Origin of the sequence: Martelella mediterranea, from assembly GCF_004342225.1 — a bacterium.
Classification (GTDB): domain Bacteria; phylum Pseudomonadota; class Alphaproteobacteria; order Rhizobiales; family Rhizobiaceae; genus Martelella; species Martelella mediterranea_B.
This window is the reverse complement of record NZ_SMAR01000013.1, coordinates 61,482-75,659: the sequence shown is the minus strand read 5'-3', so window position 1 is coordinate 75,659 and position 14,178 is coordinate 61,482. Positions and strand designations below refer to the sequence as shown.

Below are 14,178 nucleotides of genomic sequence, written 5' to 3'. Positions count from 1 at the left end.
CGGTTGCCTCAGGCAACCGGGTTTTCTGTATCTGTCAAACCTTGGTTGATTTGCAGGCGCACTAGTGCGCGACGCAATAGCGCGGCGAGAGTTCCCCCGCTTCTGTCATATTGAAAAGCTCACCGATTTGCGGATTGCGCAACGGCTCTCCGCTATCATCGACTTCCAGATTCTCTTCCGAGACATAGGCGACGTAACCAGACTCCTCATTCTCTGCAACGAGATGATAAAAAGGCTGGTCCTTGCCGGGCCGCATTTCAAGCGGCAGTGACTGATACCATTCCTCGGAACGTGAGAATTCCGGATCGACATCGAAAACGACGCCGCGGAACGGAAGACTGCGGTGACGTACGACATCACCGATGTTGAATTTTGCTTCACGTATTCTCATAGTCATTTCCTTTCAACGTATCATATGGAAACGGCAACGCGTGAACTCAAGACCTTTTTATAAAAACTGTTGGATTACGGCTGGTTAAAACGTAAACTTCTCTCAGTGAATTAAAAAACCGGGCACGAAAATCGCGCCCGGCCAGCTTTTCTGAGGTCTTCAGCATATCAGCGCCTTTTCAAACAAGGCGCTGAAACACTCTGATTAGACCGAATAGTACATGTCGAATTCAACCGGATGCGGCGTCATTTCAAACCGCATGACTTCTTCCATCTTCAGTGCGATGTATGCGTCGATCTGATCGTCATCAAACACACCACCGGCTGTCAGGAATTCACGATCCTTGTCGAGTGATTCGAGCGCTTCGCGCAGCGAACTGGAGACGGTCGGAATGTCTTTCAGCTCTTCGGCCGGCAGATCGTACAGATCCTTGTCCATGGCTTCACCAGGATGAATCTTGTTCTTGATACCGTCGAGGCCAGCCATCATCAACGCTGCGAAAGCGAGGTATGGGTTGGCAGTCGGATCAGGGAAACGGACTTCGACACGCTTTGCCTTCGGCGAGGAACCGAACGGAATACGGCAGGAAGCAGAGCGGTTACGGCTGGAATAGGCCAGCAGAACCGGAGCTTCATAGCCCGGAACCAGACGCTTGTAGGAGTTGGTGGAAGCATTGGTGAAGGCGTTGATCGCCTTGGCATGCTTGATTACGCCGCCAATGTAGAAGAGGCAGCTTTCGGAAAGACCGCCATACTCGTCACCAGCAAAGGTCGGCTTGCCATCTTTCCAGATCGACTGGTGAACGTGCATACCTGAACCGTTGTCACCAAAAACCGGCTTCGGCATGAACGTCGCCGTCTTGCCGTAAGCGTTGGCAACCTGATGAACGCCGTACTTGTAGATCTGTGTCTTGTCAGCCATGCGGGTCAGCGTATCGAAGACCATGCAAAGCTCATGCTGCGACGAGGCAACTTCGTGGTGATGCTTTTCAACGGTGATGCCCATTTCGGCCAGAACCGTAAGCATTTCCGAGCGCATATCCTGAGCGGAATCAACCGGAGGAACAGGGAAATATCCGCCCTTCATGCGCGGATGGTGACCCATATTGCCGGTTTCATATTCCGTGTAGGAGTTCGAAGGCAGCTCGGTGCTGTCGACTTCAAAACCAGTCTTGTAGGGCTCGGCAGAGAACTTAACGTCGTCAAAGACGAAGAATTCCGGCTCCGGGCCAAAGAAGGTGGTGTCGCCGATACCGGTAGACTTGAGGTAGGCTTCAGCCTTTTTGGCCGTGCCACGCGGGTCGCGGTTATAGGACTCACCGGAAAGCGGCTCAAGCACGTCGCAGAAAACAGCCATGGTCGCCTGAGCGAAGAAGGGGTCCATGTGTGCGGTTTCTGCGTCGGGCATCAGCACCATGTCGGACTCATTGATCGCTTTCCAGCCGGCGATCGACGAACCGTCGAACATAACGCCGTCGGCAAACATATCTTCATCGACAGCCGAAACGTCCATCGTCACGTGCTGCAGTTTACCCTTGGGATCGGTAAAGCGCAGATCAACGAATTTGACGTCGTTGTCTTTGATTTGTTTCATGATTTCTGCTGCTGTCGTCATTTAACGTTTTCCTTGCATTCAGAAGATGACGATAGGGAATACCCGTTTTTAAAAAGAAAAAGGGGCGGTTTGGGTCAGATGGCGTCCTCACCGGTCTCGCCGGTACGGATACGCACAACGCCTTCGACATTGGAAACGAAGATCTTTCCGTCGCCGATACGTCCTGTCTGAGCGGCATTGCGGATCGCCTCGATCACGGCGTCCACATTCTCGTCCACCAACACGACTTCGACTTTGACCTTGGGTAGAAAGTCAACGACATATTCGGCGCCACGGTAAAGTTCAGTATGACCCTTCTGGCGCCCGAAGCCCTTGGCTTCCGTGACTGTTATACCTTGCAAGCCAACGTCCTGAAGGGCTTCCTTCACTTCGTCCAGCTTGAAGGGTTTTATGATCGCTTCGATCTTTTTCATGAGAAAATTGCTCTCCGCTTCTCCCGTTGAAGCAGGCATCAGCCCGCTCGAAACACGATATGCACATAGCATGCCAAGTTTCACTTCCAATGCAAAGAAAGCGATTTTTTTCTCACTATTCTTTGCTGTGTCTCTAAAACTCCCGGCTCATTCACCAGTCAGGTTCGGTGAAACGATCAAGAGCGTCAAGCATCACAACCAACAAACTCCGCCAACAGGTGTCCGCACGGATTTTGGGCATTTCGAAATGTCTAATTTATAGGCATATGGTTATAACGTAATCATATCAACGCAGCAGTTGATCCTTCGAATAAAATCGCATTTTAATTCCGACACCAAGGAGGAATGAAATGCAATTGCTGACACCTGAGCAAATGGGGCAGGCCGACCAAATGGCGGCCGCAAGCGGAATCGATAGTCATCGCTTGATGATGAAAGCAGGCGAAGCGGTTTCCGCCGCTGTCCTCCGGCGCTTCCCTGCCGCGGTGCGGATGGTTGTTTTGTGCGGTCCGGGAAATAACGGCGGCGACGGATATATCGCAGCAAAGGCGCTTTTTGAGGCAGGATGCAATGTCAGCATCTACCACTTCGGCGATCTGGCAAACCTGAAAGGCGATGTCGCTCAGGCTTTCAATGCCTGCCCGGTAAAACCGCAACCGCTGGCGGCATATGCTCCCAAAGCGAATGACGTGGTGGTCGATGCCCTTTTCGGAGCCGGGTTGACGCGTTCACTTGATCCTGCGGTGCAAAGCCTGATTTTAAACCTTCGCAAAGCAGGATCGAACGTGGTTGCAGTCGATCTGCCATCTGGTATCAGCGGTGGCACCGGAGCCGCACTCGGGACGGCAGTCACGGCCTCACACACAATCACATTTATGAGGCCCAAACCGGGACATTTCCTTTTACCCGGCCGGGAGCATTGCGGCACTCTGGAAACCTTCGATATCGGCATTCCCCAGCGAATACTCACATCCGTTGCCGGAAATACCTATCTGAATGAACCTTCACTCTGGAAAGCGCATCTTCCTGCAACTTCGATCCAGTCTCATAAGTTCAAGCGCGGACATCTGACCGTTTTTTCCGGCGGCCACGGGACAACCGGCGCGGCGCGACTGTCGGCAACAGCCGGACTGAAAGCCGGGGCAGGGCTCGTGACGCTTGCGACGCCATCCAATGCCTGCACAGAGGCGACCGCGCACCTGACCGCAATCATGCTGCGGGAAATCAACAACGTAAGAGAACTCAGCCACTGGCTTGAAGACAAACGGCTTTCCGCATTCGTGCTTGGCCCCGGCTTTGGTATCGGAGAAAAGGCCCGCGACTATACAAACCTTCTAGCTGGCAATCCTGTTGTGCTGGACGCTGACGGGATCACCTCTTTTGCTGAAAGCCCCGACCGTCTTTTTTATTCGCTATCAAAACATCCAACGACGTTCGTTCTCACTCCACATGAAGGCGAATTTGCGCGCCTTTTTCCTGACATTCACAGCGACAAAAGTCTTGGCAAGCTGGAAAAAGCCAGAGCTGCTGCCAGCCGATCCAATGCCGTGGTTCTTTATAAAGGTGCGGACACTGTGATTACCGCCCCGGACGGTCGCGCAGCGATTAATGCCAATGCTCCGCCATGGCTTGCAACAGCAGGCTCCGGTGATGTGCTGTCGGGAATTATTGGCAGCCTTCTGGCGCAGGAAATGCCACCATTTGAGGCCGCGTGTGCCGGAGCCTGGCTCCATGGCGCCGCCGGTCAGAACGCAGGAGAGGGGTTAAGCGCAGAAGACCTGCCCAACGGCCTGCCGAAATACTCACAAATCAGTTGAGGCGGCTCTGAAGCGCCATCGCTCCGGCCGGTGCGTTCACCTTGCCTCCCTTGATGAAAAAGGCATAGACATCGCGCTTTTTGTGCTCAGGCTCAAAATCATCAAACAGTGGAAGGTCATCCGGCTGACGACCGGAAGCCCACACGCGCAATCTTTCAGCCCAGCCCTCAATCCCTGTATCAGTATAGCAGAGCGGATTTTCGTCTGATCCATTCTGCAGCCGCGCATAAATGAAATCACCCGTGATATCGGCGAGCATAGGGTATTCCGGATGATCTGCACAAACGACTGAGACTTTGTATTTACGGGCAAGTGAAACGAATTCAGGCACCAGAAAGCTGGGGTGACGCACCTCAACTGCATGCCGAAGCGAAATGCCATCCCGCTTTTCTGGCAAAAGCTGCAGAAAACTCTCGAAATCATCCTTTTGGAATGATTTCGTGGGCGTGAATTGCCAGAGTATCGGCCCGAGATGATCTCCAAGCTCGGTGAGCCCCGAACCGAGAAATTTCTCAACAGACCCTTCGGCCTCTGAGAGCCTTTTGCGATTTGTACAAAAGCGGCTGGCTTTCAGCGCAAAAACAAAGGTACCGGGAACAGTTTCGGCCCATTTGGCAAAGGTCGACGGCTTTTGAGACGAATAGTAGGTGGCGTTGACCTCAATTACAGAAAGCCTCTGGCTGGCATATTCAAGCTGCCGAGTCTTCGGCAGCCCTTCAGGGTAGAAAGAGGTGTTCCAGGCATCGAATTTCCAGCCGCCAATTCCTGCTCGAAGTGTTCCCGATGCCTGAACCATGATCTTTTCCTCTTATTCCGCTGCGGCAATCTTCTGCGGCCGACGCTCCAGAAGGTCTTTCAGATACCGCCCGGTGTATGATTTCGTTTCCCTGACAATATCTTCCGGCGTACCCGTGGCAACGATCTCGCCCCCTCCATCTCCGCCTTCAGGGCCAAAGTCGATAATCCAGTCAGCCGTTTTTATGACTTCAAGATTATGCTCGATGACGACGACGGAATTGCCCTGTTCAACCAGCTTGTGCAGCACATCCAGCAGACGGGCGACATCGTGGAAATGAAGGCCTGTTGTCGGCTCATCAAGGATATAAAGCGTCTTTCCTGTGGACCTGCGCGAAAGCTCCTTTGCCAGCTTCACACGCTGAGCCTCACCGCCCGAGAGCGTATTCGCCTGCTGGCCAACCTTGATATATCCGAGGCCAACATCCTTAAGCGTCTGTAACTTGTCCCGTACAGACGGGACAGCAGAGAAGAACTCAACACCTTCTTCAACCGTCAGCTCAAGAATATCGGCAATCGATTTACCCTTAAATTTCACATCCAGTGTTTCACGATTATAGCGTTGCCCGTGGCAAACATCGCAAGTCACATACACGTCGGGCAAGAAGTGCATCTCAATCTTGATCAGCCCGTCACCCTGACAAGCCTCACATCGTCCGCCTTTCACATTGAAGGAGAAGCGCCCTGGCTGGTAGCCGCGCGCTTTTGCCTCCGGCAGGCTGGAAAACCATTCTCTGATCGGCGTGAATGCGCCAATATAAGTTGCCGGATTGGATCGGGGTGTGCGCCCGATTGGCGACTGATCGATATCGATCACCTTATCGACAAACTCCAGCCCCTCGACCGCATCATGAGGCGCCGGGTTCTCGCGCGCGCCCATGATGCGTCGCGCGGCTGCCTTGTACAGCGTCTCGATCAGAAACGTGGATTTGCCACCGCCAGACACACCTGTTACCGCTGTGAAGACCCCCAGCGGGATGGACGCCGTAACATCCTTGAGGTTATTTCCGCGCGCACCGGCCACCTTCAAGGCCTTGCCCTTACGCGCTTTCCGCCGTTCAGCCGGAACCTCAACAGCTTCAACACCGCTGAGATACTGCCCCGTCAGAGACTTCGGATTTGCCATGATGGCGGAAGGCGGACCTTCAGCGACAATCTCTCCACCATGTATGCCCGCAGCAGGACCAACATCGACGACATAGTCAGCGGCAAGAATGGCATCCTCGTCGTGTTCTACAACAATCACGGTATTGCCGATATCGCGAAGGTGTTTCAGCGTATCAAGCAGGCGATCGTTGTCGCGCTGGTGAAGGCCAATCGATGGCTCATCCAGTACGTAAAGAACACCGGTCAATCCCGAGCCGATCTGAGAGGCCAGACGGATCCGCTGACTTTCCCCACCTGAAAGCGTTCCGGAATTGCGCGACAGCGTCAGATATTCCAACCCGACATCGTTGAGGAAGCGCAGGCGCTCACGGATCTCTTTGAGGATACGAACGGCAATGTCATTCTGCTTTTGAGAGAAGTGCGCAGGCAAGTCTTCAAACCAGTCGCGTGCGCCGCGGATCGACATTTCGCCAACCTCACCAATATGCAATCCGTCAATTTTGACCGCCAGCGCCTCGGGACGCAGCCGGTAGCCATGACAGGCAGGGCAGGGCGCAGCAGACATATAACGCTCAATCTCCTCCCGCGCCCAGGCGGAATCTGTTTCGCGCCAGCGCCGTTCGAGATTGGGAACAATGCCCTCGAAAATTTTTGTCGTTTTATAAGAGCGCGCACCATCAGCATAATTGAACTCGACCTTCTCACTGGTGCCGTTCAGTATCGCGTTTCTGGCTTTCTCAGACAGTTGTTCCCACCGGTCACTCATCTTGAAGCCAAAATGCCTGCCCAGCGCCTCGAGCGTCTGCCGGTAATAAGGTGACGAAGACTTTGACCAGGGCGCGATGGCACCATCGCTCAGGGCTTTGGTACGATCCGGAACGACAAGCCCTTCATCGATTTTCTGCTGAAAACCCAGCCCGTCACACGTCGGGCACGCGCCAACCGGGTTATTGAATGAAAACAGCCGTGGTTCAATCTCGGAAATGGTGAACCCAGAAACAGGGCAGGCAAACTTCTCCGAAAAAACAATCCGCTCATGGGTTTCATTGAGAGACTTGTTTTTAGCACCGCCTGCCGCGGTCTCTTTTTCAGGAAGCGGCTTATCTGCATATTCTGCAACTGCCAGACCGTCTGCAATCTCAAGACATGTCTCCAGACTGTCAGCAAGACGCGTCGCCAGGTCGTCACGCACCGCAACGCGATCGACCACGACATCAATGTCGTGTTTGTATTTCTTGTCGAGCTTCGGTGCTTCGGATATCTCATAAAAAGAGCCATCAATCTTTACGCGCTGAAAGCCCTTTTTCATCAATTCGGCGAGTTCCTTGCGAAACTCACCCTTACGCCCGCGCACAAGCGGCGCAAGAAGATAAAGCCGCGTCCGTTCTTCAAGCGCCAGGATCCGATCAACCATCTGCGTAACCGTCTGGCTTTCGATCGGAAGCCCGGTCGCAGGTGAATAGGGAACCCCCGTGCGGGCAAACAGCAACCGCATATAATCGTAAATCTCAGTGACAGTTCCAACCGTGGAGCGCGGATTTTTCGAGGTTGTCTTCTGCTCAATCGAGATCGCCGGCGACAGGCCGTCAATCCTGTCGACGTCCGGTTTCTCCATCATCTCGAGAAACTGTCGCGCATAGGCGGACAGGCTCTCAACATAACGGCGCTGCCCTTCTGCATAAATCGTATCAAAAGCCAGCGATGACTTTCCGGAACCAGAAAGCCCGGTCATGACGATCAGGGAATTGCGCGGCAAATCAATGTCCACGCCCTTCAGATTGTGCTGGCGGGCACCGCGAATGGAAATATTTTTGAGCTCGCTCATAACATCCCGCTTAATGTCAATTGAAATCCGGTTCCTATGTAGGTCACAAGCCGCAGGAGTCGAGACTTACCTGAACCATTCATCGAAAATCGATGACTTGACTTAAACCATAACATCGTTTTAGAACAAATAAAGAACATTTTTTGTTGTGGATTTCGACGCTTGCTTTGGTCCGGCGCCGTCATATCGTTTATGTTATCCGGAGTTTTGATTGACGGTCGCAAGGGCGACCAAACAGGTGGTATTTATGGCAGGCAGTGTAAACAAGGTCATACTCGTCGGCAATCTGGGAGCAGACCCGGAGATTCGCCGCACCCAGGATGGAAGACCGATCGCCAACCTCCGCGTTGCGACCTCCGAGAGCTGGCGCGACCGCAATTCAGGTGAACGTAAAGAGCGCACTGAATGGCATCGCGTGGTCATCTTCAATGAAGGCCTCTGCAAGATTGCCGAGCAGTATCTGCGCAAAGGCTCGAAGGTCTACATTGAAGGTCAGCTGCAAACGCGCAAGTGGACAGATCAGGGCGGACAGGACCGATATTCGACCGAAGTCGTTTTGCAGGGCTTCAACTCTTCGCTGACCATGCTCGACGGGCGTGGCGAAGGCGGCGGCGGTGGCCAGTCATTTGGCGGCGGTCAGTCCGGCGGCAATCTTGGCGGTGGTTATGACGACTATGGTTCACAGCCATCTTCCGGCGGCGGTGGCGGCCGCAGCAGTGGTGGAAGCGGCGGGCTTTCGCAGGACCTCGACGACGACATTCCGTTTTGATGTGAATTTACTGATCGCCGGAGCGAAGAGAGCGGCATTCGCATTTCTTCGTTTTGCACACTGTGTGCAAGGATAACGTATTCTTCTGGAAAACCCAGGAACGGGAAGGAACGCATGACACTGATCCGTTAGCGATGATCGCACAAAACCATTTTGCCGGTGCTGCGGCTTTGCCGGGGCACTGAGGGTTTTGGCGTCAGTTTCATCATGGAACTACGATCGTTTTCTTATGGATTATAGCATGACAGATTTTCTTTCTCCCGTCGCCGGTAGCGACGACCGTTTCGGTATCCTTGAAAGTGGTGGCTTTCTTCTGTCCTTTCGGATTGAAGGACAGGGGCTTCCTGTAGTTGTTATCGGCAGTGCCGACTATTATGCGCGTTGCTTTCCTGCGGTCTTGCGCAGCGACCTGCGTTTTCATTTCATTGATCATTGCGGGTTCGCGACCGCCATCGAAGATCACAAGGACAGCGATTTCAGCCTTGAGCGCATCGTCGCGGATATAGAGCGTATGCGCGTTCGCCTGGGCCTTGAACGGTTTGCCATTCTCGGTCATTCCGGACACGGCTACATGGCGCTTGCCTATGCTGCGCGCTATCGTGAACATGTGTCTCATGTCGCCATGATCGCCACGGCGCCGAGCCAGTCGAAAGAGATGCTGGAAGCTGCCGATCGGCGCTTCGAGGAAGAGGCGGATGAAACACGCAGGGCCATTCTGTCCCGGGACATCGCGAGCCTGGCCACGGATAATCTAAATGCGCCGAATACCCGCTTCAAACATTTACTCATTCGACTTGGTGCACGGAGCTGGAATGATCCCACCTACGATGCACGCTGGCTGTGGTCGGGCGTGCCGATCAACGATGCGGCCTTTGATCATCTGTGGGGCGAGGTCTTTCGCGACATTGATGTTCGCTTTCTGGCAGAAAAGGTTGAAGCTCCGGTCCTGATCGCATTGGGAGCCAATGACTACCTGATCGCCCCGCCGGAAAGCTGGACCCCGTTACTGCCAATGTTTCGGCGAGCTGAAACCGCAAAGTTTGACAGAAGCGGGCATACGCCGCCGCTGGAAGAACCCGAGCACTTTGCCGAAAGGCTGCTCTGTTTCCTGAGAAACGCATAGCTTCCGCCTCCGTTCAGCCTGCCGTCCCGCTCAGTCCGAAAGCGGCCTGCATGCCGTCAATGACGAACTGGACGGCCAGCGCCGTCAGCATCATGCCCAAAATGCGGGTCAGAATATTTCGCCCCGTTTCACCAAGCAGGCGATCTATGAATCCCGCTGTGAGCATGGCCCCCAGAACAATCAGCGAAGCAAGAAGAATAATTCCGACAAGCGCAACAGTTTCGAGCAGGCCGTCTGCGCGAGAACCGAGCAATATCGTGGCTGAGATTGCGCCGGGGCCTGCAAGCAGCGGCATCGCCAGAGGAAAAGCCGCCAGATTGGCAATATGATCTCTGGTAATCGCTGTTTCAGTCGTTTTCTCTTTGCGTTCGAGGCGCTTTTCGAAAACCATCTCCCAGCCGATCCAGAACAACAAAACCCCGCCAGCAATGCGAAAAGCGCTCATGGAGATCCCGAGCGCATCCAGTATCTGTGTGCCAATCAACGCAAAAACGACGAGCAGAACGAACGAGATAAGAGCGCCACGGATTGCCACGCTGCGCCGCTCATCCCTTGTCATGCCGACAGTCAGCGCCAGAAATACCGGTACCATGCCCGGTGGATCCATCGTCACCATCAGGGTTACAAAGCCGTTCACAAGTTCAGACATATCGTCCATATGTACCTCATGGTGCATTGGTCTCGGCACGGCCAGCTAAAACACGTGGCCTTGCCAAATCGTTTTGGCGGCATTGAGAGCGAAGCTTAGCTGCACTCCTGCGGTTTTCAAAAAGAACCGTGCCATATCCACGCCATATCGCTTCATGAAATTGGCGTCTGCAAACGGATTCAGCTATAGATAACATATATGATTCTAGATTGAGATCGTGATTCAATTTGACTGAGCAAACGACACCATCGGGCGGGGGACTCCCGCCGGGCATTGAGCCCATTTCCATTGTGGAAGAAATGCAGCGCTCGTATCTCGATTATGCGATGAGCGTAATCGTCAGCCGTGCGCTGCCTGATGTTCGCGACGGGTTGAAACCGGTCCATCGCCGTATTCTTTACGGCATGTCGGAACTCGGCGTCGACTGGAACAAGAAGTACATGAAATGCGCCCGTATTACCGGCGATGTCATGGGTAAATATCACCCGCATGGCAATGCCGCGATTTACGATGCTCTGGCACGCATGGCGCAGGACTGGTCACTTCGTCTGCCTCTGATCGACGGTCAGGGTAACTTTGGCTCGATTGACGGTGATCCGCCAGCGGCCGAGCGTTACACCGAGTGCCGTCTGGAGAAAGTTTCCCATACGCTTCTCGACGACCTCGACAAGGAAACGGTCGACTTTCGCGAGAACTATGACGGCACGCTTTCCGAGCCAGTCGTTCTCCCGGCGAAATTCCCGAACCTGCTGGTCAATGGTGCAGGCGGTATTGCCGTTGGCATGGCCACGAATATTCCGACCCATAATCTGTCGGAAGTCATCGATGGCTGCATTGCCATCATGGATGACCCCGGCATCGAGCTGCCGGAGCTGATGCAGATTATTCCGGGTCCGGATTTTCCGACCGGAGCGCAGATTCTTGGTCGGGCTGGAATCAAATCTGCATACGAGACCGGACGCGGCTCTGTCATCATGCGCGGCAAAGCCTCGATCCAGCCGATGCGTGGCGATCGTGAACAGATCATCATCACCGAAATTCCCTATCAGGTGAACAAGGCGACGATGATCGAGAAAATGGCCGAACTGGTGCGCGACAAGCGTATCGAAGGCATTTCCGATCTGCGTGATGAGTCCGACCGCGAAGGCTATCGCGTGGTGGTCGAACTTAAGCGCGATGCCAATGCTGAAGTTATCCTGAACCAGCTTTATCGCTACACACCGCTGCAGACCTCTTTTGGCTGCAACATGGTGGCGCTGAATGGCGGCAAGCCTGAGCAGATGAACCTGCTCGACATTCTAAAGGCCTTCGTCGCTTTCCGCGAAAACGTCGTCAGCCGTCGCACAAAATACCTGCTGCGCAAGGCGCGTGAACGGGCACATGTTCTGGTCGGCCTCGCCATTGCCGTTGCCAATATCGATGAAATCATCAACCTGATCCGTCGTGCGCCTGATCCGGCGACCGCGCGCGAACAGCTGATGGAGCGTCACTGGCCGGCACAGGATGTGGAATCGCTGATCCGTCTGATTGACGACCCGCGTCACAAGATCAATGAAGATGGCACGTATCAGCTTTCTGAAGAGCAAGCCCGTGCCATTCTTGAACTGCGCCTGTCGCGTCTTACGGCTCTGGGTCGTGATGAAATCGGCGATGAGCTGAACAAGATCGGCGATGAGATCAAGGAATATCTTGAAATCCTGTCCTCGCGCCTGAGAATTCAGCAGATCATCAAGGAAGAACTGGCCGCGGTTCGCGACGAATTCGGTACCCCGCGTCGCACTGAAATCCTCGAAGGCGGCCCGGATATGGACGACGAGGACCTGATTGCACGTGAAGAAATGGTGGTGACGGTTTCCCGCCACGGATATATCAAACGCGTGCCGCTCACGACCTATCGTGCGCAGCGCCGTGGCGGCAAGGGCAGGGCAGGCATGTCCATGCGCGATGAAGATTTCGTGACCCGGCTTTTCGTCGCCAACACGCATACACCGGTGCTGTTCTTCTCCTCACGCGGCATCGTCTACAAGGAAAAGGTCTGGCGCCTCCCGCTTGGCACGCCGCAGTCGCGCGGCAAGGCACTGATCAACATGCTGCCGCTCCAGCAGGGTGAAACTATCACCTCGATCATGGCGTTGCCGGAAGATGAGGACAGCTGGTCAGAGCTCGACGTCATGTTCGCGACGACACGCGGCACGGTTCGTCGAAACAAACTCTCTGACTTCGTTCAGGTAAACCGCAATGGTAAGATTGCGATGAAGCTGGATGATGAGAATGACCGCATCCTTTCTGTCTGGACCTGTACACCGGATGATGACGTTCTTCTGACCACCGCTAAAGGTCAGGCAATCCGCTTCCCGGTTCCAACCGTGCGCGTTTTTGCCGGACGAAACTCGATTGGTGTTCGCGGCATCGCTCTGGCTGAAGATGACTCGGTCATTTCAATGACAATCGTCAGCCACGTTGAAGCCGATCCTTGGGAGCGTGCTGCCTATCTCAAACGTGCTGCGCTGGAACGTCGCTCTGAAAACGGTGAGCCTGAGGATATCGCACTTGTAGGCGAGGGTGATGTCGAAGAGGGCACGCTGATGGATGACCGCTACGAGGAGCTGAAGTTCCATGAGCAGTTTATTCTGACAGTGACCGAAAAGGGCTTCGGCAAACAATCATCGTCTTATGATTTTCGTGTGTCCGGCCGCGGTGGTAAAGGTATCCGCGCGACCGACACCGCCAAGACAGATGAAATCGGCAAGCTGGTTGCCGCTTTCCCGGTTGAGGAAAACAATCAGATTATGCTGGTCACCAATGCCGGGCAGTTGATCCGCGTTCCTGTTGACGGAATTCGCATCGCAAGCCGTGCAACCAAGGGCGTAACCGTGTTCAAGACGGGAGCGGACGAAAAGGTTGTCTCGGTTGAGGTTATCAGTGAGCCGGAAGACGATGAAATCATCGATGCCGCGGTGAAAGGCGAAGAGGGCGCAGACGAAAGCGCAGCTTCGGCGACGCCGCCACAGGATGGCCCTGAAGAAAGCTGACATTAAATCGGAAAGTCCGGGTTCATACCCGGGCTTTTCAGTTTCTGCGGGCTGATCCGGCGGATGCCCGCTATTTCCATGTCTTGCGGCTTGCAGTCCCCAACGTTCCGTGACAAAAGGCCGAAAACGCAACCCGGAACGTCGCACCATGGGCACAGCTTTTTATCCCGGCTCCTTCGATCCTATGACGAACGGTCACCTCGATGTGGTTCTGCAGGCTTTGAACATTGCAGACAGGCTGGTGATCGGCATTGGTGTCAATGCCGGGAAAAAACCGCTTTTCACATTTGAGCAGCGTGCTGGTTTTCTGAAAAAAGCGATTGCGCAACATCTGCCGGAACGAAACCAGGATGTCAGAGTTGAGGCATTTGAAGGCCTGGCGATCGATGCGGCGCGAAAGAGTGGTGCGACGATGATCATCCGTGGCCTTAGGGATTCGACAGATTTTGCCTATGAAATGCAGATGGCTGGTATGAACCAGACGATGGCATCAGACATCCAGACAGTATTTCTGCCCGCAATGGCGCTCTCACGTCCGATATCGGCCACATTGGTCAGGCAAGTGGCCGCAATGGGTGGCGATGTGAACCGTTTTGTCCCACCTTTTGTCGCTACAGCGCTTTCAGAAAAGTTTTCGCGCTGA

11 protein-coding genes are annotated in these 14,178 nt (G+C 54.2%); 5 read left to right on the top strand and 6 right to left on the bottom strand.

The window, feature by feature from the left end; genetic code table 11:
- Window positions 1-61: 61 nt before the first annotated feature.
- The 3 genes from hspQ to EDC90_RS10410 all read right to left on the bottom strand — a co-directional run bounded on the left by hspQ (window position 62) and on the right by EDC90_RS10410 (window position 2,418).
- Window positions 62-391, bottom strand: coding sequence for a heat shock protein HspQ (gene hspQ, locus EDC90_RS10420; RefSeq protein ID WP_132311254.1), 330 nt, complete (start codon window positions 389-391; stop codon window positions 62-64).
- Window positions 392-595: 204 nt separating this feature from the next.
- Window positions 596-2,005 (bottom strand): type I glutamate--ammonia ligase, encoded by a 1,410-nt coding sequence (gene glnA, locus EDC90_RS10415; RefSeq protein ID WP_132311252.1) that lies wholly within the window; start codon window positions 2,003-2,005, stop codon window positions 596-598.
- A 74-nt stretch (window positions 2,006-2,079) separates the two neighbouring features.
- Window positions 2,080-2,418 (bottom strand): P-II family nitrogen regulator, encoded by a 339-nt coding sequence (locus EDC90_RS10410; protein WP_132311250.1) that lies wholly within the window; start codon window positions 2,416-2,418, stop codon window positions 2,080-2,082.
- A gap of 350 nt (window positions 2,419-2,768) precedes the next feature.
- On the opposite strand from EDC90_RS10410, the gene EDC90_RS10405 reads away from it, so the two are divergent.
- On the top strand, window positions 2,769-4,235 hold the full coding sequence (locus tag EDC90_RS10405; RefSeq protein WP_245511022.1) for an NAD(P)H-hydrate dehydratase: 1,467 nt from the start codon (window positions 2,769-2,771) through the stop codon (window positions 4,233-4,235).
- Here EDC90_RS10405 and EDC90_RS10400 read toward each other — a convergent pair.
- Entirely contained in the window at window positions 4,228-5,031 is an 804-nt protein-coding gene (locus tag EDC90_RS10400) for a DUF72 domain-containing protein (RefSeq protein ID WP_132311248.1), read from the bottom strand. The two genes, EDC90_RS10405 and EDC90_RS10400, sit on opposite strands and share 8 nt — an antisense overlap.
- A gap of 12 nt (window positions 5,032-5,043) precedes the next feature.
- Window positions 5,044-7,962, bottom strand: a complete 2,919-nt coding sequence (uvrA, locus tag EDC90_RS10395) for an excinuclease ABC subunit UvrA (RefSeq protein ID WP_132311246.1) — start codon at window positions 7,960-7,962, stop codon at window positions 5,044-5,046.
- A gap of 247 nt (window positions 7,963-8,209) precedes the next feature.
- Here uvrA and EDC90_RS10390 point away from each other — a divergent pair, with 247 nt between their 5' ends.
- Both EDC90_RS10390 and EDC90_RS10385 read left to right on the top strand, forming a co-directional pair.
- Window positions 8,210-8,731 (top strand): single-stranded DNA-binding protein, encoded by a 522-nt coding sequence (locus tag EDC90_RS10390; RefSeq protein WP_132311244.1) that lies wholly within the window; start codon window positions 8,210-8,212, stop codon window positions 8,729-8,731.
- A 241-nt stretch (window positions 8,732-8,972) separates the two neighbouring features.
- Window positions 8,973-9,854: an alpha/beta fold hydrolase gene (locus EDC90_RS10385; RefSeq protein ID WP_165972803.1), complete on the top strand. Its 882-nt coding sequence runs from the start codon at window positions 8,973-8,975 to the stop codon at window positions 9,852-9,854.
- A 13-nt stretch (window positions 9,855-9,867) separates the two neighbouring features.
- Here the strand turns inward: EDC90_RS10385 and EDC90_RS10380 are convergent, their stop codons facing one another.
- Window positions 9,868-10,512 (bottom strand): MarC family protein, encoded by a 645-nt coding sequence (locus tag EDC90_RS10380; RefSeq protein WP_132311240.1) that lies wholly within the window; start codon window positions 10,510-10,512, stop codon window positions 9,868-9,870.
- Window positions 10,513-10,730: 218 nt separating this feature from the next.
- On the opposite strand from EDC90_RS10380, the gene gyrA reads away from it, so the two are divergent.
- Both gyrA and coaD read left to right on the top strand, forming a co-directional pair.
- Complete coding sequence (gene gyrA / locus EDC90_RS10375; RefSeq protein ID WP_132311238.1) at window positions 10,731-13,535, top strand: DNA gyrase subunit A; 2,805 nt, start codon at window positions 10,731-10,733, stop codon at window positions 13,533-13,535.
- Between the two features lie 148 nt (window positions 13,536-13,683).
- On the top strand, window positions 13,684-14,178 hold the full coding sequence (coaD, locus tag EDC90_RS10370) for a pantetheine-phosphate adenylyltransferase (RefSeq protein WP_132311236.1): 495 nt from the start codon (window positions 13,684-13,686) through the stop codon (window positions 14,176-14,178).

Coding starts and splice junctions, on each gene's coding strand:
- EDC90_RS10390 (WP_132311244.1), top strand. CDS start 8,210: ATGGCAGGCAGTGTAAACAAGGTCATACTCGTCGGCAATCTGGGAGCA.
- uvrA (WP_132311246.1), bottom strand. CDS start 7,962: ATGAGCGAGCTCAAAAATATTTCCATTCGCGGTGCCCGCCAGCACAAT.
- EDC90_RS10385 (WP_165972803.1), top strand. CDS start 8,973: ATGACAGATTTTCTTTCTCCCGTCGCCGGTAGCGACGACCGTTTCGGT.
- hspQ (WP_132311254.1), bottom strand. CDS start 391: ATGAGAATACGTGAAGCAAAATTCAACATCGGTGATGTCGTACGTCAC.
- glnA (WP_132311252.1), bottom strand. CDS start 2,005: ATGACGACAGCAGCAGAAATCATGAAACAAATCAAAGACAACGACGTC.
- EDC90_RS10400 (WP_132311248.1), bottom strand. CDS start 5,031: ATGGTTCAGGCATCGGGAACACTTCGAGCAGGAATTGGCGGCTGGAAA.
- coaD (WP_132311236.1), top strand. CDS start 13,684: ATGGGCACAGCTTTTTATCCCGGCTCCTTCGATCCTATGACGAACGGT.
- EDC90_RS10410 (WP_132311250.1), bottom strand. CDS start 2,418: ATGAAAAAGATCGAAGCGATCATAAAACCCTTCAAGCTGGACGAAGTG.
- EDC90_RS10380 (WP_132311240.1), bottom strand. CDS start 10,512: ATGGACGATATGTCTGAACTTGTGAACGGCTTTGTAACCCTGATGGTG.
- EDC90_RS10405 (WP_245511022.1), top strand. CDS start 2,769: ATGCAATTGCTGACACCTGAGCAAATGGGGCAGGCCGACCAAATGGCG.